The following is a 25,192-nucleotide window of genomic DNA, read 5'->3' on the forward strand; positions in this document are numbered from 1 at the left end:
ATCGACCGTCAAATCGGATGCACGCCGCGCCAACGGCCCGTCATGCAAGGCAGTTCGATATGCCCCCTTTCATTTTGAAGCAACGCGTCCGATCGGCGCGCGACGCCCAAACAATGGAATTTGATGCGCTGAGAGCGCCACGCCTCCTTCCGATCCCGGTGTGCTTCAATCGCGGGCTTTCGGCCGAAAGGACCGCGAAACGCAGCCTGCGTTCACGATCTCTCACCGGCCGGTCATGCCGACGAATACGCCGGTTCTGCCCCAAGAATTCGAACTCGTCTCATTTCACGATGATGGAGCGCGAAGTAGCATCGCACCTGAGCCTCCCTGCCCCCGCCTGCATTGTCACGTGGGGTCGAATTTGGCTCACCAGTTCGCAATGGGGCCGCGCTGCCTTCGATGTCACGACGTCGAGCCGCACGAGCCTGTCGATTGCGGTCGTGCGTCGATCGCCCTTACCCTGGAACGGGATGCCGAATGAAGGTCGCCACCTTGCGCGTGCTCGCGCGCCGACTTGCGATGTTGGTTTCCGTACCGGCCTCGATAAACACCGAAGCCGCCACGCCCCCGATGGCGGAACCGGCAACGCAGCATACCACCCGAGTCAACGCGGACCGTTGGCCTCCGAACTTCTTTGCTTGCGACAGACTGCCCAGTCGTGCCTCCATTGCCATCACGCCCGACCGGGGCACCGGCGACGGGTCCCGATTTTCCGCCGATGCGTCAGCGTCGAACGGTCCCCTGCCTGCGTTGTTTGCCGCCAGCCCCCAGAGCGATGCGCCATCGAACAAGTCCAAGCCCGACAATCGCTTTCAGGTGATCTGCACATTCAAAGGAGATCGCGCCGTCTGTCGCTACGCATCGACGGTCAAACAGCGCATGGCCGTCAACGAGCGCATCACGGCATTGATGTCCCCGCCATACGCCATCGGTCAACGCGCATCGGAAAATATGAAAAACTTCACGTTCGCCGCGCTCGGCGCATGGCAGGTCAACTGACCTGCCGAGCCGGCGCCCGATCTTCCGCGTTCATCCTGCCCACACCAAAGGACGTTCCATGTCAGTACGACGTTTGATATGCACCGGGCTCTCACTGTGCCTGTTGATTGCAGGCACTGCGATGGCCCAACCCGTCGAGGTAGCGGGCTTCACCCACGTCCGCTCCCTGGGCGGTATCGACGAATACCGTCTGGATGCCAATGGTCTCACCGTGCTTGCCCTGCCCGACCCGGCAGCGACGGTAGTCAGTTTCCAGGTGTTGTACCAAGTGGGTTCACGCAACGAAGCCACCGGCACGACCGGCGACACCCATCTGCTCGAGCACCTGATGTTCAAGGGCAGCCGCCACTACAACTCGGCGCTCGGCAACTCATTGAACAGCTACATGGAGCGAGTGGGGGCGACCTTCAACGCAACCACCTCGACGGACCGCACCAACTACTTCGGCACGCTCGGTCGCGACGCGCTGGAAGGCTACATCGCCATCGAGGCCGACCGCATGCGCAACCTCCTGCTGCGCCCGGAAGATCTGGCCAGCGAGATGACGGTGGTGCGCAACGAGTACGAGCGGGGCGAAAACAGTCCTTTCACCGCATTGTTCCAGCAGGTCATGGCCACTGCTTACCAGGCGCACCCCTATCACCATCCCACCATTGGCTGGCGCAGCGACATCGAGCATGCGAGCGTGGACAAGCTGCGCCGTTTCTACGACACCTTCTACTGGCCGGACAACGCAGTCGTCATCCTGGTCGGCGATTTTCGGCCGGACCAGGCGTTGGGCTGGGTCAGGCAGTACTACAGCGGCATCCCGCGCGCGCCCCAGGCCATCCCCGCTGTCACGACCGAGGAACCTCCGCAGCAGGGGCCGCGAAGGCTGGTGCTCAAGCGCGCCGGCGCAACAGGCAATCTGATCATTGCCTTCAAGGCACCGCGCGCGCTTGATCCCGATGCGCCTGCCCTGACCGTACTGGGCCTGGTATTGAGCCAGGGCAAGAGCAGCCCGCTGTATCGCGCACTGGTTGACACTGCGATTGCCACGCATGCCGGAGCCAGTTTCCACGCGCTGCGCGACCCCGGTCCGTTCGTGGTGACGGTCAGCCTGCCGCCCGACGCGAAACACGAGCAGGCCGAGAAAATCGCCTGGACCGAACTGGAGCGCATCAAGACCGAGGGCGTCACTCGCGAGGATATCCAGCGGGTGCTGGGGCCGTACCGGGCCGATCAGATCTACCAGCGTGACGGCGTCAGCCTGACGTCCGCCCGACTGGGCAACGCGGTCTCGCTGGGAGACTGGACACGGTTCGTCACCGAGCTTGAAGAACTGGAGAAGGTAACGCCCGCCGACGTGCAACGCGTCGCCCGCAAGTACCTCATCGAAAACCAGAGCACGACCGGCTGGTTCGTCCCGGAGAAATCTTCATGAAGCATGTTCGTTTCAATCATCTGCGGGCTTGGTTCGTGTGGTTCGCCGTGCTGTGGCTGCCTGTTGCGGCTCAGGCCGGCATCGCCGACCGCGTCGTGCGCACCCAGGCCGGCAGCATCGCGCTGCTGACCTATCCGATGTCGCCGCATGAAATGGTGTCACTGGTCGGCGTCATGCCCCTGGGCGACGCCGACGCGGCCAGCAAGACAGCCAATCCGGCCGTGCCCCTGCTGACCGGCATGTTGCTGCAGGAAGGCAGCGCCCGTCGCGACAAGGTGGCGATCTCCGCGCTGCTGGACAGCCTGGGCGCGCAGTTGTCATTCCAGTCCGACGGAGGTTACGTCGGCATACGTGGCCAATGCCTGACCAAGGATCTGCCGACGCTGATCGACCTGATGGCTGACCAGTTGCGCCAGCCAGCCTTCAGGCCTGAGGAACTGGCCAAGGCCAAGACCCGGCTGGAGGCCGCGGTCCGCAACGCCGGAGAAAACCCGTCGGTCCGGGCTACCGAGGCGCTGTATCGGTCCATCTACCCCGACTCGCACCTCAACGCCCCGGTGCCGCGCGAACGGATGCTCGAGGCCATTGCCGCTGCCACGCTGGACGATATCAAGGCGTTTCATCGAACCTACTACGGACCGGCACATATGACGCTGGTGGTAGTGGGCGGAGCGGACCCGGGACGCCTGCAATCCACGGTGACCAAGGCCTTCGCGGGCTGGAGCGGTGGCAAGGCCCTCGTGCGACAGAGTCCGCCACCCAAGGCGAGCCAGGCCGACACGCAGCGAATCGCGATGAAGGACAAGGCATCCATCAGCGTGATGCTGGGTCAGGCCATCGACCTGCGCGCGAACGATGCCGACTACCTGCCCCTCAGCGCTGCCGTCAACATCCTGGGCAACGGCTTCACCGGCCGGTTGATGGCAGGGGTCCGAGACAAGGAAGGCCTCACCTACGGCATCCGTGCCAGCCTGTCCGGGCTCTCCCTGATGGACGGCGGATTCTTCATCGCCAGCAGCTTCGCCCCGCCCCTGCTGGACAAGGGCATTGCCAGTACGCGCCGCATTCTGGATGTCTGGTGGAAACAGGGCATCACCCAGGCAGAACTGGATGCACGCAAGGACGGCATGATCGGTCGCCATCAAGTCGCGATGGAAACCACCGGCCAGATGGCCGCCATGATCGCCCAGACGGTGCTCCAGGATCGCCCGCTGAGTGACCTGGACACCTATTCCGAGCGCATCCGCGCGTTGACCGTCGAGCAGGTCAACACCGCCATCCGCGCATACCTGGACCCCGCCAAGATGACGTTGGTGGAAGCAGGCACGTTTGCAGGGAAATAACGCCGCCTCGCATCGTTCCGCGCCGCCCGGCTTCGGCCGGGCCGCTGCCATCGTACTGTCTCACGTTTATCCAGCGGGAGGCTCGCTGCTGGGCTCGCGAGAAAATCCTCGACGAACGCGTGTTCCGGTGAGCCGGAGCCCGGCGGGCCAGCACGATCCGCAAGCACCGGTGCATGACAATCGCTCCGGAAGCGAACCGCCATTATGCGAGAATCGGAACCTCCAACCGCTTCAATCCACCCACGACGGGGCCTGCATGACCACCCACATCACGATCGAATTCACCGAACACGCAGCAGAGGCCATCGGAGAACAAACCAGCACCAGCTTTTCCTACGATCAAGGCGGGCACGTACCGCAACCGGGCGATTTCGTCGAACTCGAGAATTCGCGCCAGACGTTTCTCGTGATCGGCCGCGTGTTTTCGCTCAAGGCCAACTACAGCGCCGTCAAGCTCGTGCTCGACCTCCCCCCGTCGGACGACGATCAGGACTACGGTACGGCGCACTGAACGACGTCAAGAAATAAAAATGGCCCGCCATGGCGGGCCTTGCTGGAACACGAAACGCGATACGTCACCGCGCATCAGGAAACACCGACGCAGTCAGACACCGCTCAAACCACACCGCATCGTCTCCGTCGCCGATCGGCCACATTTCCGCATCGAGTTGCGGCAAACCGATTGCCGGCGCGGACGCACGCTTATCGTCACCGGACACCCCCGCACGCATCCAACCCGATTGCGCGCCCCCGTTATCGCACGCACGCCCATGCGCCTGTGCCTCGCAAAACGCCACCGGGCGCGCCCGCCCGCCATCGGCCGCGCTCACCGAGCGGTACTGATAAACCGCGCCGGTCGCCCAGTCCTCGCTCTGGCTGCAGATGCGCGTGCGATTCTGCACGTGCACCGCGCCGAAACACGCATACGAAACGTGCGCGCCGCTCGCATCGTCGGGGATGAAATCGCAGTTGCCATCGAAACCGGTCAACGGACCGCCCGTGAATTTCGCGAGCCACTGGCGTTCGGCCAGTGCTCGCGCGATCAGGCCTTTACCGGACTGATCCGCCAGCTCGGCGCTGCGTCGGTCGATTGCCTTGCGCACTTCATTGACTGCCAGCAGATGGCCGTCATAATCGGCATCGAGACGGTTGTTGCGCGCGGCGATCCAGCGGCGCTGGCTGCGCACGAGCATGTCGCGAATAGCAGCGTCCGGCGCGACCTTCAGCGCGCCCGCATAGGCCGAATTCATTCGCGCATCGGCTGCCCGCAGCGCGGGGCTCGTGCAGATGCGCTTCTCGACGGGTTGCGCGGCCTTCGTGCAATCCAGCGCCAGCGCCGGCAAGGCCAAACCCACCCCACACATGAACACCGAAGCAAGACCGGCCAGCCTGACGGTCGATGCCATCCGAATCCTTCGCATGCGCTCTCTCAGTTAGTTTGTTGTTGTCGGTCGCATCGGATCGACGCGGCATCGCCTCTCTCGCGTGCCCGGAACCGGTACCGCGCGTTGCCGTGCAGCGCCGCTCCGGGTGCGACAGGCACACACCCGCACCGGGTCGAACACATGCCCTCAAGCGCAACGTGCCCCGGCTTTCATTCACTGTTGACTGGATTTCGATCGACCGGACAATGGTCATACCCGCACCGTATACGGCGCGAGTGTGTCGTGCCGACGATCACGAACGATCGTCGGCGATGTCTTCCGGCAGGCGGCAGCCACGCATCGTTGTGCCCGGGCACCCGATCGGCCAACCCGCGCCGCCCTGCTTCGCGGCGCCGACGCCCGACGGCTCGCGCCGCCGCGGCCGGCCCGCCGCGAATCGCTACTTCTTCTCCGGCTCCGGCGCGCCCGGCTGCTTGAACGGGAACGTGCTGAACATCGACTTCGCCTGGTTCTGCATCTGTTCCTGCATCTGCACGAACATGTTCTTCGACTGCTCGATGTAGCTCGTCATCATCCCTTGCATCATCGGCGCCTGCATGTTCATGAACTGCGACCAGACCTCCGGATTCATCGCGTTACCTTCGTAGAGGTTCTTCGATTGATCCGCGAGCTTGTTCTGGATGTCGATGAATGCCTGGATGTTCTTTTCCAGATACGTGCCCATCATGCCCTGCATCGCATGCCCGTAGAAACGGATGATCTGCGACAGCATCGACGACGAGAACATCGGCACGCCACCGCTTTCCTCTTCGAGGATGATCTGCAGGAGAATGCTGCGCGTCAGGTCTTCGTTGGATTTCGCATCGACGACCTTGAAATCCTCCTGCTCCAGCACGAGCTGCTTCACGTCGGTCAGCGTAATGTACGTGCTTGTCTCTGTATCGTAGAGCCGGCGGTTCGGGTACTTCTTGATGAGCCGTTCGGCCGTCTTCTTTGTAGTAGTCATGTAACGCCTTTGAGTGCAGCGTAGCGCAAGTGACGAATCCCCGCCGCCCGAATCCGGGAGGCGGGGGCCTTCGGAAAACGCCCGGCTGCGCGGCCACCCGGCCCGCGCAGCGCGGACGCTCAGCCCATGTGCAGGCCGCCGTTCAGCGAGAAGTCGGCGCCGGTCGCGAAACCGGAATCGTTCGACGCGAGCCACGCGACGATCGAGCCGATTTCCTCGGGGCCGCCAAGACGCCGCACCGGGATCGTCGCAACGATCTTCTCGAGCACGTCGGGGCGGATCGCCTTCACCATGTCGGTGCCGATGTAGCCCGGCGACACGGTATTGACCGTCACGCCCTTCGTCGCGACTTCCTGTGCGAGCGACATCGTGAAGCCGTGGATACCGGCCTTCGCGGTCGAATAGTTCGTCTGGCCGAATTGCCCTTTCTGGCCGTTCACCGACGAAATGTTGATGATGCGGCCCCAGCCACGTTCGACCATCCCGTCGATCACCTGCTTCGTCACGTTGAACAGGCTCGTCAGGTTGGTGTCGATCACGGCGGTCCAGTCTTCGTGCGTCATCTTGCGGAACACGACGTCGCGCGTGATACCCGCGTTGTTGACCAGCACGTCGATCTCGCCGACTTCAGCCTTGACCTTGTCGAACGCTTCCTTGGTCGAGTCCCAGTCGCCGACGTTGCCTTCCGATGCGATGAAATCGTACCCGAGCGCCTTCTGGTCCTCGAGCCATTTCACCCGGCGCGGCGAGTTCGGGCCGCAGCCTGCGACCACCTTGAAGCCGTCTTTCGACAGGCGCTGGCAGATGCTGGTGCCGATGCCGCCCATCCCGCCCGTTACGTACGCAATTCGCTGAGACATAAATCTCACTCCATTTTTTGGTTTCGAGAGCTGCCGGAGCCCCCTCTGACTTCACGTGACGCCGGCCGAAGCCGCAATCGGCCGGCGCACGGATTCGGTTCGCCGGTTGCGAACGGCCTGTTACGGACGCTCGACCGCGAGCGCGACGCCCATCCCGCCGCCGATGCACAGCGACGCCAGCCCGCGCTTCGCGTCGCGCTTGGCCATCTCGTGCAGCAGCGTCACCAGGATCCGGCAGCCCGACGCGCCGATCGGGTGACCGATCGCGATCGCCCCGCCGTTCACGTTCACCTTCGACGTGTCCCAGCCCATCTGCTTGTGCACCGCCAGCGCCTGCGCCGCGAACGCCTCGTTGATCTCCATCAGGTCCAGGTCGCCCGGCGTCCAGCCCGCGCGCTCCAGGCACCGGCGCGAGGCCGGCACCGGGCCCATCCCCATCACGCTCGGATCGACACCCGCGTTCGCGTATGCCTTGATCTTCGCCAGCGGCGTCAGACCCAGCGCCGCCGCCTTCTGCGCCGACATCACCAGCACCGCCGCCGCGCCGTCGTTCAGCCCCGACGCGTTCGCCGCCGTCACCGAGCCGTCCTTCGAGAACGCCGGCTTCAGCCCGGCCAGCGACTCCGCCGTCACGCCGTGACGCACGAATTCGTCGGTCGCGAACTGCAGCGGCTCGCCCTTGCGTTGCGGGATCGACACCGGCACGATCTCGTCGTTGAAGCGGCCCGCCTTCTGCGCGGCTTCCGCCTTGTTCTGCGACAGCGCCGCGAATGCGTCCTGCTCTTCGCGCGTGATCCCGTATTCCTTCGCGACGTTCTCCGCCGTGATGCCCATGTGGTACTGGTTGTACACGTCCCACAGGCCGTCGACGATCATCGTGTCGACCAGCTTCGCATCGCCCATCCGGAAGCCGTCGCGCGAGCCCGGCAGCACGTGCGGCGACGCGCTCATGTTCTCCTGGCCACCCGCGATCACGATGTCCGCGTCGCCCGCGACGATCGCGTTCGCCGCCAGCATCACGGCCTTCAGGCCCGAGCCGCACACCTTGTTGATCGTCATCCCCGGTACTGCCGTCGGCAGCCCGGCCTTGATCAGCGACTGCCGCGCCGGGTTCTGGCCCGAGCCGGCCGTCAACACCTGGCCCATGATCACTTCGCTCACCTGCTCGGGCTTCACGCCCGCGCGCTCCAGCACCGCGCGGATCACCGTCGCGCCCAGTTCGGGCGCCGCAATCTTCGCAAGCGAACCGCCGAATTTGCCGACCGCGGTCCGCGCGGCCGATACGATCACTACGTCCGTCATTTCCCTTTCCTCCAGGCCCGCACGACACGGCGCATCGCTACCGGCCCTGTTAAAAAAACTGCGGTGCACCGGACAGCGTGCGCCGCTGTCCGTCTTTCGTCAATCGCGCTGCAATACGTACCGGCCCGGCGCCGGCTCGATCACCGGGAACTGTGCGGAACCGGGCTGGGCAGGCGGCGCCACCTTGCGGCCGCCGTACTGGTCGAGCCACTCGACCCAGGTCGTCCACCAGCTTCCCGGATGCTCGGTCGCACCGGCAAACCAGTCGTCCGCCGATTCGGGCAGGTCGCTGTCGTTGATCCAGTAGCTGCGCTTCTTCTTCGCCGGCGGATTGATCACGCCCGCGATGTGCCCCGACGCGCCGAGCACGAACTTCAGCGGGCCCGACAGGATCGACGTCGACGCATAGGCCGTCTGCCACGGCACGATGTGATCCTCGCGCGAGCCGTAGATGAAGGTCGGCACGTCGATCAGCGTCAGGTCGACCGATTCGCCGCACACGGTCAACGCGCCCGGCTCGCGCAACTTGTTCTCGAGATAGGTATTGCGCAGATACCACGCGTACATCGGGCCCGGCAGGCTCGTCGAATCGCCGTTCCAGTACAGCAGGTCGAACGGCGCCGGCGTGCGGCCCTTCAGGTAGTTGTCGACGACGTAGTTCCACACGAGGTCGTTCGGCCGCAGGAACGAGAACGTGTTCGCGAACTCGACGCCGCGCATCAGCCCCGGCTGCGTGCCGTTCTTGCCGCCGATGGTCTGCTCGCGCATCTGCACGTGCGCCTCGTCGACGAACACGTCGAGGATGCCGGTGTCGCTGAAGTCGAGCATCGCGGTGAGCAGCGTCATCGACGCGACCGGATGTTCGCCGCGCGCGGCGAGCACCGCGAGCGCAGTCGCGAGCATCGTGCCGCCGACGCAGAAGCCGAGCGTGTTGATCTGCTCGCGGCCGCTCACCTGCTGCACGGCGTCGATCGCCGCGAGCAGCCCTTCGTTCATGTAGTCGTCCCACGTCTTGTGCGCGACCGACGCGTCCGCGTTGCGCCACGACACGAGGAACACCTGATGGCCGTTCGACAGCGCATGCGCGACGAGCGAATTCTCGGGCTGCAGGTCGAGGATGTAGAACTTGTTAATGCACGGCGGGACGATCAGGAGCGGCCGCTCGAACACCTTGTCCGTCTTCGGCGTGTACTGGATCAGCTGGATCAGGTCGTTCTCGTAGACGACCGCACCTTCAGTACACCCGAGGTTCTTGCCGACCACGAACTGCGATTCGTCGGTCTGCGAAATCTTGCCGCGCTGCAGGTCGCCGAGCAGGTTCATCATCCCCTGCCGCAGGCTTTCGCCCTGCGTCTCGAGAATCGATTTCTGTGCGTCGGGATTGAGTGCGAGGAAGTTGCTCGGCGCGGCGGCGGCCGTCCACTGCTGGACCGTGAAACGAATGCGCTCGCGCGTCTTCGGATCGGTCTGAAGCGCGTCGGCCAGCTCCTGCAGATAGCGCGCGTTGAGCAGATACCAGGCCGCCGCGAACGCATGCGCCGGCGACGCCTTCCATGCATCGCCGCTGAAGCGGCGGTCCTTCAGTTCGGGCGACTCGAGCTTCGCGGCGGCGGCCTGCTGCATCAGCGCCATGCAATCGCGCGCGTAGTCGGCCTGCAACGCCTGAAGCCGCTCGGGGGGAATCGCGGCGGCCGGCAGCTTCAGCCCGGCGAACGGCGACGCCATCGCGCCGAAATCGGGCATCGACGGCACCTGGAACGGAAACGAGGTCGGAAACTGGAATGTCGCGAACGGATTCACGGTGGCCGATGCAGTCGCGGCACGTGCCGGATCCGCAAAACCGCGCCACGCGTTCAACCACGACTCGAACATCTGCTGCATCGGCTGGGCGGCCGGATCGAAACCAATGCTGCCCGAGGAAGTGCCCGCTTCAGCGGACGTCGACGATTTTTTCGATGCTGTCATTACCTGCCTTACCGGTGATTCGTGAGCGTCTATCGTGAAATCCTGCTCGCGCGCGGCGTGCCGGCTGCGAGCCGGGCCGTCATGCTCTGGAGAGGCGTCTCCAGATTCTGCCGCAGTGCGGTATTTTTATCATTATCGTTTTCCCCATGTGAAGCGCCATATCAAACCGCTGAACAATTCCGCACGGAGATAATCCTCGCGCAACAGGCGGGACAAGGGTTCCGGCGAAACATAAAACATTTTGATTGACTTGACTTCGCATTTTTCATTCAGCCGCGCACGTAACGCGGCATGGCCACCGCAAAATCGAGATAACCCGATTTTGCAGCGCGACAAATTCCGCGCCCATGCGCATCCCGTCAATCCGCCAGCCAGATCGCCGCCGCCATGCGGCCCGTCACGCGGTCGCGCCGGTACGAATAGAAGCGCGCCTGCTCGGTGACCGTGCAGGCCGTCCCGCCGCTCACGTGCGCCACGCCCGCACGGGCAAGACGCAAGCGCGCGAGCGCGTAGAGATCGGCCAGGAACTTGCCGGGCGCGCCGTCGATCGCGACGAACGCAAGCCGGGTTTCATCATGCTCCGACTGCGGGGCCGTGTCGAGAAACGCGTCACGCACGTCGGCGCCGACCTCGAACGCCCTCGGGCCGATCGCCGGCCCGAGGTAAGCATGAAGCGCGTCCGTTGCACCGCCCGCGAGTGCCGCGACCCGCGCCGCCGTCTGTTCGACGATGCCGGCCGCGAGCCCGCGCCAGCCCGCATGCGCGGCGCCGACGGCGCGGCCCTGCGTGTCGCACAGCAGCACGGGCAGGCAATCCGCGACCATCACGACGCAGACGGCGCCGGCACGGTCGGTGACACTCGCGTCGGCCTGCACCGGCGCAACCGCCGCGTCTGCCGCCGCGATCACCTCGTCCGCGCGCACGATCTGCGCGCCGTGAACCTGCTCGAGCCACGCGGCGCTCGACTGGCCAGCCAGCGCGAGCAGGCGCGCGCGATTCGCGGCGACATGAGCCGGATCGTCACCGGTATGCAGGCCGAGATTCATCCCGCCCGGCAGAGCTTCCGCGCCCTGCCAGCGCCCGTACGGGCCTTCGCTCACCCCGCCGTCGCGCGTCGTGATCAGCGCGCGCACGCGCGGCGACACCTGCCAGTCGGGCTGTACGCAGTCCTGCCACGTCAACGGCGCCAGGTTCGTCATCGGCACTCACTCCTCCTCATCGTCCAGGTACGGCTCATCGTCGTGATACTCGCCGCCGAAATCGTCATCGTCGTAGACACCGTCATCGTCGTCGAATTCCTCGTCGCCCTGCCCGAAGCCGAGCGCCGCGACGAGGGCGTTCATGTCGTCCGGCAGCGGGCAGCGCCACTGCATCGCCTTGCCCGTGACCGGGTGCACGAGACCGAGCCGCCATGCATGCAGCGCCTGCCGCGCGAAACCGTCCGGCAACGGCGCGACCGAGCGCTTGCCGCGCGCGCGCCCGTACACGGGGTCGCCGAGCAGCGGGTGCCCGGCATGCGCGCAGTGCACGCGGATCTGGTGCGTGCGGCCGGTCTCGAGATCGCACTGGATCGCGGAAACCGGCTGACGTTGCCACAGGCATGTGTCAACCGTGCGGAAATGCGTGCGCGCGGGCTTGCCCGATGCGCCGGTGACGACGGCCATGCGCGTGCGTTCGCGCGGATCGCGGCCGATCGGCGCATCGATCGTGCCTTCCTCGGGCATCGTGCCCCACACGAGCGCGAAATAGCGGCGCTTCACCGTGCGGGCCTGCAACTGGCGCACGAGATCCGTCTGCGCGGCCAGCGTACGCGCCACCACCATCAGGCCCGAAGTCTCCTTGTCGAGCCGGTGGACGATCCCCGCGCGCGGCAGGCCGACCGCCGCGTCGCCATAGCGATGCAGCAGCCCGTTGAGGATCGTGCCGCTCCAGTTGCCGGCGGCCGGATGCACGACGAGGCCGGCCGGCTTGTTGATGACGACGAGCGCGTCGTCCTCGTAGATCACGTCGAACGGCACCGGTTCCGGCGTAAAGGCGAGCTGCTCGGGGAGCAGGTCGGGCACGAGCTCGATCCTGGCGCCAAGCGGCACCGGCTGGCGGATCTTCGCCGGCGCGCCGTCGACGAGCACGCGCTGCGCCTCGATCCAGCTCTGCAGGCGGCTACGCGAGAATTCAGGGAACAGTTGGGCGAGCGCCTTGTCGAGGCGCTCACCCGCGAGCGACAGCGGCACTTCGACGACGCGCGGCGCGTCGTCGGCCGCCGCGGACGGCACGACGGGCGCCTGCATGGCGTCGCCGGCCAGATCGTCATCGAGGGAATCCCCCGACGCAGCGTCGGCGGGCCGATCGCTTGGGCTATAATCTTCGCGATTTGGTGTGCCCGGCTGGGCATTCTGCGAACTTGAACGGGTCATTTAGACTGGGTCACCGAGACTTGAAGCTAGGACATGCGAGCATGATGAATTCGACCAAACGCACGGCCAGAACCGTCGCCGCCCGGGCTGCGGCGGTAGCGGCCGCGGCCCTCATCGCCGGCTGCCACGGCTTGCCGCAGAAGCAGGACGAGACGGCTACCTGGTCGAACAACAAATTATACTCAGAGGCCCAGGACGCACTGTCCGGCGGCGACTGGGGCAAGTGCGCGAAATATTTCGAATCGCTGCAAGGTCGCGATCCGTTCGGCCACTTCGCACAACAGGCGCAGATCAACGTTGCGTACTGCAACTGGAAGGACAACGAAGCGGCCGCCGCCGACCAGGCCGTCGATCGCTTCATCCAGCTCCACCCGGATCATCCGGATATCCCTTACGCGTACTACCTGAAGGGGATGATCCACTTCAACGACGATCTCGGCCTGTTCGGCCGGTTCTCCGGCCAGGACATGAGCGAGCGCGATCCGCAGGCACTGCGTGAATCGTACGATGCGTTCAAGGTCGTCGTCGACCGCTTCCCGAAGAGCAAGTACGCGCCCGACGCCGCCGCGCGGATGCGCTACATCGTCAACGCGCTCGCGTCGCACGAAGTGCACGCGGCCGACTACTACTACCGGCGTGGCGCCTACGTCGCGGCCATCAACCGTGCGCAGCTCGCGATCAAGGACTACAAGGGCGCCCCGGCGATCGAGGACGCGCTGCACATCATGATCCTGTCGTACGGCAAGCTGAACCAGCCGCAACTCGCCGAGGACACGAAGCGCGTGCTCGCAGGCACGTTCCCCGACAGCCCGTACGTCACGGGCCACTCGCGCCCCGGCGCGAAGAAATCGTGGTGGCAGTTCTGACGAAAGCACCATGCAGCGCCCGCTGCACGAACAAAAAACCCGGCCGTCGAGCCGGGTTTTTTATTGGCGCCGCGCTCAGGCAGCGTCGGTGCAAGCGCGCGACGAGCGCCGCGCGCGTCGTCACGTGCGCTTTGCGGAACGGTGCTCGTCGAAGAAGTCCTGGACGACCGCGATCTCGCGAGTCCGCTTGAACGGCGGCAGGCTCTGCCAGATCCGGCGCCCGTAGGGCTTGTCGACGAGCCGCGTGTCGCAGATCATCAGCACGCCGCGATCCGTCTCCGCGCGAATCAGCCGGCCCGCGCCCTGCTTCAGCGTGATCACGGCCTGCGGCAACTGGTGCACGGCGAACGGGCTCAGCCCCTTCTTCGTCAGCGCATCGAGGCGCGCGGCGAGCACCGGATCGTCCGGCGGCGCGAACGGCAGCTTGTCGATCACGACGAGCGACAGCGCATCGCCGCGCACGTCGACGCCTTCCCAGAAACTCTGGCTGCCGACCAGGATCGCATTGCCGTATGCACGGAAACGGTCGAGCAGTTCGGTACGGCTCGCATCGCCCTGCACGAGCAGCGGCGTGTTCCAGCCGCGCGATTCGATCACGTCGCGCAGCTTCGACGCGATCCGGTCGACCGCGCGCAGCGTCGTGCACAGCATGAAGACGCCGCCACCGGACGCCTCGATCGCCGGCAGCGCGGCGTCGAAGACGGCATCGGTAAACGCCGGCGAAGACGGTTGCGGCAGGTTGCGCGGCACGTACAGCAGCCCTTGCGACTGGTAGTCGAACGGGCTCGCGAGCGTCATCGAGCGACGCGAGCTGAGGCCCATCTGTGCCGCGTAGTGCGTGAAATCGCCGCGCACCGACAGCGTGGCCGACGTAAACACCCATGCACGCGGCACACCCGCGCGCTGCTTGGCAAAGATCGGCGCGACCGACAGCGGCGTTTCGTGCAGCTGGACCGTGTGCGCGAACACTTCGACCCAGCGCACCTTCTCGTTCGGATCACCGTCGGATGCCGCCTTGTCGCCGGCCGCCGCCGCGTCGGCCTTCGCGGCCGCCTCCGTCGCGCCGGGCGCGACCCAGCCGGCCAGCAGGTCCTGCAGTTCGCGTGCGCGCCGCAGGCACGCGCCGAGCGATTCCGCCCGTTCGGCCTGGCTGGCAAGCGCCGACGCAAGCGCGTCGAGCGCGGCCTCGAGCGCGTCGAGCGCGCCGAACATCGGGTGATCGTCGCCGAGCTGGGCGAGCGACATCCGGACGATCTGGTCGTTCGCGAACGCCAGGCGCAAGTCGCGCGCCGCGCGCTCGAGATCGCCGCCGAGCTTCACCCATTCGACCGCGTCGCGCGCATGGCTCAGGCCTTCGGCTACCGTGTCGCGTGCGAGTTCGAGAATCTGCGTCGTCGACAGCGTCTCGCCGAAGAACAGCGTCGCCGTTTCCGGCAACTGGTGCGCTTCGTCGAAGATGACCGTGTTCGCGTTCGGCAGCAGCTCGGCCATCCCCGTGTCGCGCAGCATGATGTCCGCAAAGAACAGGTGGTGGTTGACGACGACGACGTCGGCCTGCTGCGCCTCGCGCCGCGCCTGCATCACGAAACATTCCTTGTAGTGCGGGCATTCCTGGCCAAGGCAGTTGTCGCGCGTCGACGTGACCATCGACCAGACGGGTGCCGTTTCCGGCACGCTCGCGAGCTCGGCCTTGTCGCCGCTCTTCGTGATCTTCGCGAAACGGACGATTTCCTGCAGGTAGGCCGTATCCTGCCGCGACGGCAGCCGGCCGTTGTCGGCCGTGCGTTGCAGGTAGTAGTGGCACAGGTAGTTTGCGCGCCCCTTGAGCATCGCGACCGACACCGGCACCGCCAGCGCGTTGCGCACGGTCGGGATGTCGCGCTGGAACAGCTGGTCCTGCAGGTGTTTCGTGCCGGTCGACACGATCACCTTGCCGCCCCACAGCATCGCGGGCACGAGGTACGCATAGGTCTTGCCCGTCCCCGTGCCGGCCTCGACGATCAGCGTGTTGTCCCCGGCATCGCTGTCGGGCTCGGCTGCGGCGGCGTCCGCGCCCGGCTCGGCCGCCTTGTCGCCGTCGCCGAGGCGACGCGCCGGCCGCTTGCGGGTTTCGAAGATCTCGGGCTCGGGCATCCGGCGAGCGGACGCCTCCATCGCGGACGCGACGGCGCGCGCCATCTCGATCTGCGAGGTACGCGGCCGATAGCCGTCGAGCGCGCGCGCGAGCAATCCGCCCTCGCCGAAAATCGTGTCGAGTTCGTCGACGCGCTTGCGGCTCAGTTCAAAGGTGCCTTCGGGCGCACGAGCGCGCCCGGCGGACGACTCGTCGCGCCGGGCATCGGGGGTGGCTTCAAGCGGTGAATTCAAGGCAAGCGTTCCTGTGTCCAGCGCCCGGGCGGCGCCGGCGCTTGCCAGGCCGCGCTCAGGCGCGCTTATCCGGTTCCAGCTGCGATTGCAGCAAAATGATTTTGTCCTTGGCCGCCAGCTTTTCCTTCTTCAGCCGGTGCAGCGTGATGTCGTCGATGTCGGAGTGTCCTTCCTTCAGCTCGATCTCCCGAGCGAGCTGCTGGTGCTGCTCCTGCAATGCAGCCAAACGGTTGTGCAATTCCTGCTGCTGTTCCGTGTGACGGTTTTGCATAGTTGCCTCCTCATCGAAGCAGCGCGCCGGCTGGCGTGCCAGCGCGCACGAGACTGATTCCGGATCAATCCAACACGTTACTGCCCCTGCTGTTGCTTCTGCTGCGCCTTTTCGGTCGCTTCCTTCTGACGCCGCTCGACATCGGCCTTGTGCTGCTCGGCTTCCTTCTGCTTCTGCTCGTAGCGCGCCGCGTTGTCCGCCCGCTCCTGCGCCTTCTGCGCGGCCTGCTGGTGCGCCTGGTCGAGCTTGCGCTGGAAGTCGCCCTGCTTCTGGTCGTACGCCTGCTTGTTCGCCGCGCGCTGCGGCCCTTCCGCGCCGCGCTGCGCCTGCTTCAGCGCATTCTGCTCCTGCTTGTCGCGGAACGCAGCGGCGTTTGCCGCGTCGTTCGCCGCGCGCTGCGGCGCTTCCGCCGCGTCCTGCGCCTGCTTCAGCGCCTGCTGCTGGTCGCGCTGCTGCGCGCGCACCGCCCGCTGCTCGTCGTTGAGCGCGAGCTGCTCCTGGCGGATGCTCGCCCGCTCGTCGCGCATCTGGTCACGCGCCTTGCCGAGACAGTGATTGACGAAGAACTTGCTGTAGCAATCGTGCTCGGCCACCGCATAACGATAATCGTTTTCCGCGGAGCGTTGATTGAGCACTTTTTGACGGGCGTCGAAATCCGGCGCGGCCGTGGCCGTCACGGGTGCGGCCGCGGCGGCGGCCGGCGCGGTGGCGCCCGAAGCTTGCGCGAACGCACCGGAAGGCCCGGCAGACAAAGCCGCGGCGAGCGCTGCGCCGAGCGCGACGAGAGAAATTCGGGAAGTTGGCAACGTCGTAGGAAAGCTGCGGGACATGTGTCAAATTCTATCACCCCCGGCTGGACGCTCCGCCATTTATGGCAAAATGCCCCGCTTCACTCACCCGCGGCATCTGGCCCGTCGGGCCCGCCACGCAGCCCGCCGCTTCGGGCCTGCCGGCCCGCGCCGCGATTTCAGCAGGCAGATCATCCACGACATGACGGAAACCGTAGCACTCAAGATCGTACAGCGCATCGCCACCGAACTGTCCGTCCAGCCGCGCCAGGTCGCGGCGGCCGTGCAACTCCTCGACGAAGGCTCGACCGTTCCGTTCATTGCCCGGTACCGCAAGGAAGTGACCGGCAACCTGGACGACACGCAGTTGCGCCAGCTCGAGGAGCGCCTCCTGTATCTGCGCGAGCTCGAGGACCGCCGCGCGGCGATCCTGTCGAGCATCGACGAACAGGGCAAGCTGACCGACGAGCTGCGCGCCGCGATCGACGCGGCCGACAGCAAGCAGGTGCTCGAAGACCTTTATCTGCCGTACAAGCCGAAGCGCCGCACCCGTGCACAGATCGCCCGCGAAGCCGGCCTCGAGCCGCTCGCACAGGCCCTGCTCGCGAACCCGCTGCTCGACCCGCAGGCCGAGGCGGCCGCGTACGTCGACGCCGACAAGGGCGTCGCCGACGTGAAGGCCGCGCTCGACGGCGCGCGCGACATCCTGTCCGAACAGTTCGGCGAAACGGCCGAGCTGCTCGGCAAGCTGCGCGACTACCTGCACAGCCAGGGCGTCGTGTCGTCGGCCGTCGTCGAGGGCAAGGAAAACGAGGAAGGCGAGAAATTCCGCGACTATTACGACTACGCGGAAACGATCAGGACCGTGCCGTCACACCGCGCCCTCGCACTGTTCCGCGGCCGCAACGCGGGCGTGCTGACGATCAAGCTCGGCCTTGGCGAAGAGCTCGACGCCCAGGTGCCGCATCCCGGCGAGGCGATGATCGCGCGCCATTTCGGCATCGCGAACCAGAACCGCCCGGCCGACAAATGGCTGTCCGACGTATGCCGCTGGTGCTGGCGCGTGAAGGTGCAGCCGCACATCGAGAACGAACTCCTCACGCAGCTTCGCGAAACGGCCGAAACCGAAGCGATCCGCGTGTTCGCGCGCAACCTGAACGACCTGCTGCTGGCCGCGCCGGCCGGCCCGAAGGCCGTGATCGGTCTCGACCCCGGCCTGCGCACGGGCGTGAAGGTCGCGGTCGTCGACCGCACCGGCAAGGTGCTCGCGACCGACACGATCTACCCGCACGAGCCGCGCCGCGACTGGGACGGCTCGATCGCAAAACTCGCGCGCCTCGCCGCGCAAACGCAGGCCGAGCTGATCAGCATCGGCAACGGCACCGCATCGCGCGAAACCGACAAGCTCGCGAGCGAACTGATCGCAAAACATCCGGAGCTGCGCCTGCAGAAAATCGTCGTGTCGGAAGCCGGCGCGTCGGTCTACTCGGCGTCCGAACTCGCGGCGAAGGAATTCCCCGACATGGACGTGTCGCTGCGCGGCGCCGTATCGATCGCGCGCCGCCTGCAGGACCCGCTCGCCGAGCTCGTGAAGATCGAGCCGAAGGCGATCGGCGTCGGCCAGTACCAGCACGACGTGAACCAGCGCGAACTGGCCCGCTCGCTCGACGCGGTCGTCGAGGATTGCGTGAACGCGGTCGGCGTCGACGCGAACACCGCGTCGGCCGCGCTGCTGGCGCGCGTGTCGGGCCTGAACGCGACGCTCGCGCGCAACATCGTCGACTACCGCGACGCAAACGGCCCGTTCCCGTCGCGCGAGCACCTGCGCAAGGTTCCGCGCCTCGGCGACAAGACCTTCGAACAGGCCGCCGGCTTCCTGCGCATCAACGGCGGCGAGAATCCGCTCGACCGCTCGTCGGTGCACCCGGAAGCGTATCCGGTCGTCGAGCGGATGCTCGCGAAGATCAGCAAGCGCATCGACGACGTGCTCGGCAACCGCGAAGCGCTGTCGGGCCTGTCCCCGACGGAATTTGTTGACGAACGTTTCGGCCTGCCGACCGTGCGCGACATCCTGTCCGAACTGGAGAAGCCGGGCCGCGATCCGCGTCCGGAATTCAAGACGGCCACGTTCCGCGAAGGCGTCGAGAAGGTGTCGGATCTCGTGCCAGGCATGACGCTCGAAGGCGTCGTGACGAACGTCGCCGCGTTCGGCGCGTTCGTGGATATCGGCGTGCACCAGGATGGGCTCGTCCATGTGTCCGCGATGTCGACGAAGTTCATCAAGGACCCGCACGAAGTCGTGAAGGCCGGCCAGGTCGTCAAGGTGAAGGTGCTCGACGTCGACGTGAAACGCCAGCGGATTGCGCTGACGATGCGCCTCGACGACGAGGCAGCAGCGCCTGGCATGTCGTCGCGCAGCAGCCAGGACCGCGGCAACGCGGGGCGCGGCGCTGCCCGCCCGCAGCGTTCGCGCGAGCCGGAACCGGCCGGCGCAATGGCCGCGGCGTTCGCGAAGCTGAAGCGCTGAGCACGCAAAAAAGGCGTCGCCGCACAAAAAAACCCGCCTCCCGGCGGGTTTTTTATTGAGTCGTCGTTTGCATTTCCGATATCCGGGATGAAAACCGAATATGCGCGTTTCCATCGCCATTCCCCTGCGTTTAATCGGCAAATTAAACAATCCGCATTGCGACATGCGTTTTCTTGACGCTTCACAAGCGACACATAAAATAAGTTTTCGAACGGCCGTATTTTGATGCTTCTGTATTGGGCAGGGATCTTGCCGTTCAGCGACAGCGTTCTCCGCGGCGCTCGCATGCCCGGTGAATATCCTGCCTCCCGTATTTCGGTCTCGCTTTTTTGCAGTCGATTCGCGACGCATTGCATCCGGTATTCGCCTGACCGGCGAACCGGGACGGATTCGCGAAAATGGATCGGGGAACCATGACAGACGATCATCTGAAAACCGAACTGGCCGCATTGCGCGTGCCCGTTTTCGACGTGCCGTGGGCCGGCGCCTGTTCACCGCACGTCGAGCGAATCGAATCGCGCATGCTCGAGTGGGCCGACGCATACGGCCTGCTCATCAGCGATGCCTACCGGGAACGCGTCGTACGCACCCGATACGGCTGGCTCGCCGCGCGCTGTTACCCGAACGCCGATCCTTCCCTGCTGCAGGCGCTCGCCGATTATTTCGTGTGGTTCTTTCTCGTCGACGACCTGTTCGTCGATCGCGTCGAGCCGGTCGGCCCCGATACGTTGCGCAATCTGACCGCGATGATCGATGTGCTCGACTACGAATGTACCGGCCCCCAGCCCATATATGGCGAGCGAGCATGGCTCGATGTGTGCCAGCGCCTGCGCGCACGCCTGTCGGCCGAACATTTCGCGCGCTTCGCACAAGGCATGCGCCTGTGGGCCACCACGGCCGGACTGCAGATTATCGGCCACCTGAGGGCCGAGCCGATCGCAGTGCAGCAATACGAAACGATCCGGCGTCACACGAGCGGGATGAATCCTTGCCTCGCGCTGGCGGACGCGGCCAATGCCGGTGCCGTCCCGCCCGATACGTTCCATCGGCCGGAAATCCAGACACTGTTCCGGCACGCGAACCATATCGTCTGCTGGAGCAACGACATCCAGAGCGTTGGCGTCGAAGCGTGCCAGCCCGGGCAGTTCCGGAACATGGTGATGATCCACGCTTCCCGCGGCCATACGCTGCAGGCCAGCGTCGACTACACGGCCGAGCGTGTGCGCGCCGAGATCAGCGCATTCGTCCTCTGCGCCGATGCACTCGCCCAGCATGCCGACACGCGCGTGCGCGGCCTTGTCGACGGCTGCCGATACTGGATACGCGGTTATCTGGATTGGGTTGCGCGGGATACGCAGCGCTATACGGCTGCGGCCGCGGCCGGCGATGCGGACGATCGCGGCCTGATTGCCTGGTCGGCGGACTCGGCGGCGCGCGGCTGAACGACCCGCGCGCCGCACCCGGTCAGATTTCGATCTTCGTGCCGAGCTCGACCACGCGGTTCGCCGGAATCGAGAAGAAGTCGGTCGGCTTCGCCGCGTTCTGGTGCATCCACGCGAACACGCGCTCACGCCAGATCGACATCCCGGGCAGATGCGTCGGCACGACCGTTTCGCGCGCGAGGAAGAACGACGTGTCCATCAGTTCGAACGTCATGTCGTGCGTGCGGCCGAATTCCTCGAGCACGGCCTTCACGTCGGGCGTCTCGTTGAAGCCGTACTCGGCCTTCACGATGTACAGCCCGCCGCCCGCATCACGCGCGGTCTGGCGCTTGTCGTCGCGCACGTAGGGAAAATCGCGCGTCACGAACGTGAGGAAAATGGTCCGCTCATGCAGCACCTTGTTGTGTTTCAGGTTGTGCAGCAGGCTGACGGGCACGAGCTTGTCGTTGCCGGTCAGGTAGATCGCGGTGCCCGACACACGATGCGGCGGATGTGCGAGCAGGCCCTGCAGGAACGGCTCGAGCGGAATACCGTCGGCGGCCGTGCGCTCCTTGACGATGTGACGCCCCTTGTACCAGGTCATCAGCAGGAAGAACAGCAACGCGCCGATGCCGAGCGGCAGCCAGCCGCCCTGCGCAACCTTCAGCAGGTTCGCGCCGAAAAAGCCGAGATCGACCGCGAGGAACACGGCGATGATCGCGCCGACCAGCAGCCGGTTCCAGTTCCATACCTTCACCATCACGACTGCGGCGAGCACGGTCGTGATCACCATCGTCGCCGTCACCGCGATGCCGTACGCAGCCGCGAGGTTGTCCGAGCTCTTGAAGCCGATGACGATGCAGAGGATCACGAACAGCAGCAGCCAGTTCACGACCGGCACGTAGATCTGGCCGATCGCCAGTTCCGACGTATGCAGCACTTTCATGCGCGGCACGTAGCCGAGCTGGATGGCCTGCGACGTCAGCGAATACGCGCCCGAGATCACCGCCTGCGACGCGATCACGGTCGCGACCGTCGACAGCACGACGAGCGGCAGCAGCCCCCATTCGGGTGCCAGCAGGAAGAACGGGTTCTCGATCGCCTTCGGGTTCTGGATCAGCAGCGCGCCCTGGCCGAAGTAGTTCAGCACGAGCGACGGCATCACGAGCCCGTACGCGGCGATGCGGATCGGCTTCGCGCCGAAGTGGCCCATGTCCGCGTAAAGCGCTTCCGCACCGGTCAGCACCAGCACGACCGAGCCGAGCACGACATAGGCCTGCAGCACATGCTCCGACATGAACGACGCGGCGTAATACGGGTTGATGGCCGCCATGATGCCCGGCACGCGCACGATGTGGTACACGCCGAGCGCGGCAATCACAACGAACCACAGCACCATGATCGGGCCGAACAGCTTGCCGACCAGCGCGGTACCGTGGCGCTGGATCCAGAACAGCGCGATCAGGATCACGATCGTGATCGGCATCACGAGATGGGACAGGTGCGGCGTCGCGATCTCGAGACCTTCGACCGCCGACATCACCGAGATCGCCGGCGTGATCACCGCGTCCCCGTAGAACATGCATGCGCCGAATATCCCGAGCGCCATCAGCGCGCCCGCGACGCGGGTCTTCGAGTCGAGAGGCCGCAACGACAGCGCCATCAGCGCGAGCACGCCGCCTTCGCCGTTGTTGTCCGCCCGCATCACGAACAGCAGGTACTTGATGCCGACCACCAGGATGATTGCCCAGAACAGCAGCGAGATCACGCCGAGGATCGACCCTTCGGTGAGCGGAATGCCGTGTGCGGGGCTGAACGCCTCCTTGAGCGAATACAGCGGGCTGGTGCCGATGTCGCCGAACACGACGCCGATGGCTGCTATCGCTAGCGCCCGCATCGAGTGTTGCTGCGTCGAATGCGGCGCGTGTGCTGCGTCGGTCGCGTGGATCGTGTCGTTCATATGAAGCGTAATAATCGGGTCCGGGTCGGACAAAACGAGCGCTATTCTACTCGCGCCCCCTTGAAACGCCGCCCTGCTCTGTTGCCATGGAACCACGTGAGCCACGCCATGCATGCAATCCGGCGCAAGCTGTGGCAGGGCTGCCAATCATAGCCGGGGCAGCGCCGTCTGCCTACCGGATCCGCGGCCCGCGCGCCGCCGGCGTGCATGGCGCCCCAATGAAAAACGGCGCCGCAAGCGGCGCCGTACAAGGCTTTCCTTCGATTGGCCGGCCGCTTACGCGCCCGAACCGTCGCGCTGGGCGCGACCGCGCTTGATCCACGCCTCGAGGTTGTGCGGGCGAACCGTGTCCCACTCCTCGAACGGCTGATGAATCCACGGATTCGTCGGCAGATACTGCGTGTGATAGTCGGGCTTGACCTTCGAGCAACCCTTGTACCAGAGCACGGCAGAACGCACGGCCGTCACGGACGGGTAGCGCTCCTTCAGGTGCTCCTGCACGCGCGCAAGCGTGACGCCCGAATCCACGAGATCGTCGACCAGCAGCACGTTGCCCGCCAGGTTGCCGCGCGTCATCGTGATGTACTGCGCGATGTCGAGCTCGCCCTGCTCCGTGCCGGCCGCTTCCCGGTACGAACTCGTCGCGAGGATCGCGAGCGGCACGTCGTAGATGCGCGACAGTTGATCGCCGACGCGCAGGCCGCCGCGCGCGAGGCACAGGATCTGGTCGAACTTCCAGCCCGATGCATGCACCTGGAGCGCGAGCAGCTCGATGAGACGGTGATATTCGTCCCAGCCTACCCACAGGTTCTTGTCGTCGTTGCGCGGATCGGTCATCAAGTCTGCCGCCGTCATCGTGATTTGCTGCGTCATCTGGGGTTACACCTTGAATGGATGGCGGAGCAGGATCGTTTCGTCGCGGTCCGGGCCCGTCGATACCATGTCGACCGGCACACCGGCCACTTCCTGGACGCGGGTCAGGTAAGCCTGGGCGTTTGCCGGCAGCGCTTCCCACGTCTTGATGCCGACCGTGCTTTCCTTCCAGCCGGCAAACGTTTCGTACACGGGCTCGCAACGGGCCACGTCGGCGGCACCGCGCGGCAGGATGTCCGCATCCTTGCCGTCGATCTTGTAGCCGACGCACAGCTTGACTTCGTCGAGGCCGTCGAGCACGTCGAGCTTCGTCATGCACAGGCCCGACACGCCGTTGATCTGGATCGAGCGGCGCAGCGCGGCCGCGTCGAGCCAGCCCGTGCGGCGCGGACGGCCGGTGACCGAACCGAATTCCTTGCCGACGTTCGCGAGCGTGACGCCGACCTGGTCCTGACGCTGCGGGTTGTCCGCATCGTACAGTTCGCTCGGAAACGGGCCCGAGCCGACGCGCGTGCAATACGCCTTCGTGATACCGAGGATGTAGTTGAGCTTCTGCGGGCCCACGCCCGCGCCGGCCGACGCCGCACCCGCGACGCAGTTGCTCGACGTGACGAACGGATAGGTACCGTGATCGATGTCGAGCAGCGTGCCTTGTGCGCCTTCGAACAGCAGGTTCTGGCCCGCATTGTTCGCGTCGTACAGGCGGCGCGACACGTCGGCCACCATCGGCTTCAGGCGGTCGGCATAACCGAGCATCGTGTCGAGCGTCGCCTGGAAATCGACGGCCGCGCCGCCCAGGTACTGGGTCAGCACGAAGTTGTGGAAATCGAGGTTTTCGCGCAGGCGGTCGGCGAAGGTCTTCGCGTCGAACAGGTCCTGCACGCGCAGCGCGCGGCGGCCGACCTTGTCTTCGTACGCGGGGCCGATGCCGCGGCCCGTCGTGCCGATCTTGCCCGCGCCCTTGCGCGCTTCGCGCGCCTGGTCGATCGCGATGTGGTACGGCAGGATCAGCGTCGTCGCTTCGGAAATGAACAGGCGGTCGCGCACGTTCACGCCGGCCTCTTCCAGCTCGCCGATTTCCTTGAACAGTGCTTCGGGGGACAGGACGACGCCGTTGCCGATGTAGCAGGCGACGCCTTCACGCATGATGCCCGACGGAATGAGGCGCAAGATCGTTTTCTTGCCGCCGATGATGAGGGTGTGGCCGGCGTTGTGACCGCCCTGGAAACGCACGACGCCCTTAGCGTGGTCCGTCAGCCAGTCGACGATCTTGCCCTTGCCTTCATCACCCCATTGCGTTCCCACGACGACGACATTGCGCCCGGGAGTCACGTTCACTGCGCTGGCAGACATGTTGATTCGTTAGCTGGTTAAAAACGTATTCTACCTATGTTCGCGGGCGATTCCGAATTTTTCCGTTTC

General features: G+C 65.5%; 20 protein-coding genes. 7 read left to right on the forward strand and 13 right to left on the reverse strand.

The window, feature by feature from the left end; translation table 11 throughout:
* Positions 1 to 477: 477 nt before the first annotated feature.
* The 4 genes from AB3K92_RS32110 (at position 478) to AB3K92_RS32125 (ending at position 4,276) form a co-directional block, all read left to right on the forward strand.
* Positions 478 to 999 carry a hypothetical protein gene (locus AB3K92_RS32110; protein WP_369466574.1) on the forward strand — a complete coding sequence of 174 codons (522 nt, stop codon included), beginning with the start codon at positions 478 to 480 and terminating at the stop codon, positions 997 to 999.
* A gap of 121 nt (positions 1,000 to 1,120) precedes the next feature.
* Positions 1,121 to 2,422 (forward strand): M16 family metallopeptidase, encoded by a 1,302-nt coding sequence (locus AB3K92_RS32115; protein WP_369466575.1) that lies wholly within the window; start codon positions 1,121 to 1,123, stop codon positions 2,420 to 2,422.
* Positions 2,419 to 3,765 (forward strand): M16 family metallopeptidase, encoded by a 1,347-nt coding sequence (locus AB3K92_RS32120; RefSeq protein ID WP_369466576.1) that lies wholly within the window; start codon positions 2,419 to 2,421, stop codon positions 3,763 to 3,765. Before AB3K92_RS32115 ends, AB3K92_RS32120 begins: the two co-directional genes overlap by 4 nt.
* 256 nt (positions 3,766 to 4,021) lie before the next feature.
* Positions 4,022 to 4,276, forward strand: a complete 255-nt coding sequence (locus AB3K92_RS32125; protein ID WP_021159790.1) for a hypothetical protein — start codon at positions 4,022 to 4,024, stop codon at positions 4,274 to 4,276.
* 64 nt (positions 4,277 to 4,340) lie between these two features.
* On the opposite strand, the gene AB3K92_RS32130 is transcribed toward AB3K92_RS32125, so the two are convergent.
* The 7 genes from AB3K92_RS32130 to AB3K92_RS32160 form a co-directional block, all read right to left on the reverse strand.
* Entirely contained in the window at positions 4,341 to 5,171 is an 831-nt protein-coding gene (locus AB3K92_RS32130; RefSeq protein WP_224052107.1) for a lysozyme inhibitor LprI family protein, read from the reverse strand.
* A gap of 418 nt (positions 5,172 to 5,589) precedes the next feature.
* Entirely contained in the window at positions 5,590 to 6,156 is a 567-nt protein-coding gene (gene phaR / locus AB3K92_RS32135) for a polyhydroxyalkanoate synthesis repressor PhaR (protein WP_011549704.1), read from the reverse strand.
* Positions 6,157 to 6,275: 119 nt separating this feature from the next.
* The gene (locus tag AB3K92_RS32140) at positions 6,276 to 7,016 is read right to left on the reverse strand and encodes a 3-ketoacyl-ACP reductase (RefSeq protein ID WP_006491801.1); all 741 of its coding nucleotides are present in this window, start codon (positions 7,014 to 7,016) and stop codon (positions 6,276 to 6,278) included.
* A gap of 120 nt (positions 7,017 to 7,136) precedes the next feature.
* A complete protein-coding gene (locus AB3K92_RS32145; protein ID WP_124918540.1) occupies positions 7,137 to 8,318 on the reverse strand; it encodes an acetyl-CoA C-acetyltransferase in 1,182 nt (393 codons plus the stop codon).
* A gap of 99 nt (positions 8,319 to 8,417) precedes the next feature.
* Positions 8,418 to 10,283 carry an alpha/beta hydrolase gene (locus tag AB3K92_RS32150; RefSeq protein ID WP_042977626.1) on the reverse strand — a complete coding sequence of 622 codons (1,866 nt, stop codon included), beginning with the start codon at positions 10,281 to 10,283 and terminating at the stop codon, positions 8,418 to 8,420.
* 359 nt (positions 10,284 to 10,642) lie between these two features.
* Positions 10,643 to 11,482 carry a peptidoglycan editing factor PgeF gene (pgeF, locus tag AB3K92_RS32155; RefSeq protein WP_059494268.1) on the reverse strand — a complete coding sequence of 280 codons (840 nt, stop codon included), beginning with the start codon at positions 11,480 to 11,482 and terminating at the stop codon, positions 10,643 to 10,645.
* A gap of 6 nt (positions 11,483 to 11,488) precedes the next feature.
* Positions 11,489 to 12,697: an RluA family pseudouridine synthase gene (locus AB3K92_RS32160; protein WP_369466577.1), complete on the reverse strand. Its 1,209-nt coding sequence runs from the start codon at positions 12,695 to 12,697 to the stop codon at positions 11,489 to 11,491.
* Positions 12,698 to 12,738: 41 nt separating this feature from the next.
* Between AB3K92_RS32160 and AB3K92_RS32165 the strand changes: the two genes are divergently transcribed.
* The gene (locus AB3K92_RS32165) at positions 12,739 to 13,563 is read left to right on the forward strand and encodes an outer membrane protein assembly factor BamD (RefSeq protein ID WP_021163132.1); all 825 of its coding nucleotides are present in this window, start codon (positions 12,739 to 12,741) and stop codon (positions 13,561 to 13,563) included.
* Between the two features lie 120 nt (positions 13,564 to 13,683).
* On the opposite strand, the gene AB3K92_RS32170 is transcribed toward AB3K92_RS32165, so the two are convergent.
* From AB3K92_RS32170 to AB3K92_RS32180, 3 genes are all read right to left on the reverse strand, one after another.
* The gene (locus AB3K92_RS32170; RefSeq protein WP_021163130.1) at positions 13,684 to 15,930 is read right to left on the reverse strand and encodes an ATP-dependent DNA helicase; all 2,247 of its coding nucleotides are present in this window, start codon (positions 15,928 to 15,930) and stop codon (positions 13,684 to 13,686) included.
* Between the two features lie 55 nt (positions 15,931 to 15,985).
* On the reverse strand, positions 15,986 to 16,201 hold the full coding sequence (locus tag AB3K92_RS32175; protein ID WP_006478692.1) for a YdcH family protein: 216 nt from the start codon (positions 16,199 to 16,201) through the stop codon (positions 15,986 to 15,988).
* A gap of 77 nt (positions 16,202 to 16,278) precedes the next feature.
* Positions 16,279 to 17,031, reverse strand: a complete 753-nt coding sequence (locus tag AB3K92_RS32180) for a hypothetical protein (RefSeq protein WP_059553332.1) — start codon at positions 17,029 to 17,031, stop codon at positions 16,279 to 16,281.
* A gap of 160 nt (positions 17,032 to 17,191) precedes the next feature.
* On the opposite strand from AB3K92_RS32180, the gene AB3K92_RS32185 reads away from it, so the two are divergent.
* Together AB3K92_RS32185 and AB3K92_RS32190 are read left to right on the forward strand one after the other, a co-directional pair.
* Positions 17,192 to 19,516 (forward strand): Tex family protein, encoded by a 2,325-nt coding sequence (locus AB3K92_RS32185; protein WP_059489917.1) that lies wholly within the window; start codon positions 17,192 to 17,194, stop codon positions 19,514 to 19,516.
* Between the two features lie 413 nt (positions 19,517 to 19,929).
* Positions 19,930 to 20,958 (forward strand): sesquiterpene cyclase, encoded by a 1,029-nt coding sequence (locus AB3K92_RS32190; RefSeq protein WP_059494262.1) that lies wholly within the window; start codon positions 19,930 to 19,932, stop codon positions 20,956 to 20,958.
* Between the two features lie 22 nt (positions 20,959 to 20,980).
* Here AB3K92_RS32190 and AB3K92_RS32195 read toward each other — a convergent pair whose 3' ends face one another.
* The 3 genes from AB3K92_RS32195 to AB3K92_RS32205 form a co-directional block, all read right to left on the reverse strand.
* A complete protein-coding gene (locus tag AB3K92_RS32195) occupies positions 20,981 to 22,897 on the reverse strand; it encodes a potassium transporter Kup (RefSeq protein WP_021163125.1) in 1,917 nt (638 codons plus the stop codon).
* A 276-nt stretch (positions 22,898 to 23,173) separates the two neighbouring features.
* The gene (locus AB3K92_RS32200) at positions 23,174 to 23,770 is read right to left on the reverse strand and encodes a phosphoribosyltransferase (RefSeq protein ID WP_021163124.1); all 597 of its coding nucleotides are present in this window, start codon (positions 23,768 to 23,770) and stop codon (positions 23,174 to 23,176) included.
* Between the two features lie 6 nt (positions 23,771 to 23,776).
* Positions 23,777 to 25,123, reverse strand: a complete 1,347-nt coding sequence (locus AB3K92_RS32205; RefSeq protein WP_021163123.1) for an adenylosuccinate synthase — start codon at positions 25,121 to 25,123, stop codon at positions 23,777 to 23,779.
* Between the last annotated feature and the right edge of the window lie 69 nt (positions 25,124 to 25,192).

Source organism: Burkholderia sp. Bmkn7 (assembly GCF_041103175.1).
Classification (GTDB): Bacteria; Pseudomonadota; Gammaproteobacteria; order Burkholderiales; family Burkholderiaceae; genus Burkholderia; species Burkholderia cepacia.

What these genes read in the sequence shown, in the direction of transcription:
- AB3K92_RS32110 (WP_369466574.1), top strand. Translation starts at nt 478, where the DNA reads ATGAAGGTCGCCACCTTGCGCGTGCTCGCGCGCCGACTTGCGATGTTG.
- AB3K92_RS32115 (WP_369466575.1), top strand. Translation starts at nt 1,121, where the DNA reads ATGGCCCAACCCGTCGAGGTAGCGGGCTTCACCCACGTCCGCTCCCTG.
- AB3K92_RS32120 (WP_369466576.1), top strand. Translation starts at nt 2,419, where the DNA reads ATGAAGCATGTTCGTTTCAATCATCTGCGGGCTTGGTTCGTGTGGTTC.
- AB3K92_RS32125 (WP_021159790.1), top strand. Translation starts at nt 4,022, where the DNA reads ATGACCACCCACATCACGATCGAATTCACCGAACACGCAGCAGAGGCC.
- AB3K92_RS32130 (WP_224052107.1), bottom strand. Translation starts at nt 5,171, where the DNA reads ATGGCATCGACCGTCAGGCTGGCCGGTCTTGCTTCGGTGTTCATGTGT.
- phaR (WP_011549704.1), bottom strand. Translation starts at nt 6,156, where the DNA reads ATGACTACTACAAAGAAGACGGCCGAACGGCTCATCAAGAAGTACCCG.
- AB3K92_RS32140 (WP_006491801.1), bottom strand. Translation starts at nt 7,016, where the DNA reads ATGTCTCAGCGAATTGCGTACGTAACGGGCGGGATGGGCGGCATCGGC.
- AB3K92_RS32145 (WP_124918540.1), bottom strand. Translation starts at nt 8,318, where the DNA reads ATGACGGACGTAGTGATCGTATCGGCCGCGCGGACCGCGGTCGGCAAA.
- AB3K92_RS32150 (WP_042977626.1), bottom strand. Translation starts at nt 10,283, where the DNA reads ATGACAGCATCGAAAAAATCGTCGACGTCCGCTGAAGCGGGCACTTCC.
- pgeF (WP_059494268.1), bottom strand. Translation starts at nt 11,482, where the DNA reads ATGACGAACCTGGCGCCGTTGACGTGGCAGGACTGCGTACAGCCCGAC.
- AB3K92_RS32160 (WP_369466577.1), bottom strand. Translation starts at nt 12,697, where the DNA reads ATGACCCGTTCAAGTTCGCAGAATGCCCAGCCGGGCACACCAAATCGC.
- AB3K92_RS32165 (WP_021163132.1), top strand. Translation starts at nt 12,739, where the DNA reads ATGATGAATTCGACCAAACGCACGGCCAGAACCGTCGCCGCCCGGGCT.
- AB3K92_RS32175 (WP_006478692.1), bottom strand. Translation starts at nt 16,201, where the DNA reads ATGCAAAACCGTCACACGGAACAGCAGCAGGAATTGCACAACCGTTTG.
- AB3K92_RS32180 (WP_059553332.1), bottom strand. Translation starts at nt 17,031, where the DNA reads ATGTCCCGCAGCTTTCCTACGACGTTGCCAACTTCCCGAATTTCTCTC.
- AB3K92_RS32185 (WP_059489917.1), top strand. Translation starts at nt 17,192, where the DNA reads ATGACGGAAACCGTAGCACTCAAGATCGTACAGCGCATCGCCACCGAA.
- AB3K92_RS32190 (WP_059494262.1), top strand. Translation starts at nt 19,930, where the DNA reads ATGACAGACGATCATCTGAAAACCGAACTGGCCGCATTGCGCGTGCCC.
- AB3K92_RS32195 (WP_021163125.1), bottom strand. Translation starts at nt 22,897, where the DNA reads ATGAACGACACGATCCACGCGACCGACGCAGCACACGCGCCGCATTCG.
- AB3K92_RS32200 (WP_021163124.1), bottom strand. Translation starts at nt 23,770, where the DNA reads ATGACGCAGCAAATCACGATGACGGCGGCAGACTTGATGACCGATCCG.
- AB3K92_RS32205 (WP_021163123.1), bottom strand. Translation starts at nt 25,123, where the DNA reads ATGTCTGCCAGCGCAGTGAACGTGACTCCCGGGCGCAATGTCGTCGTC.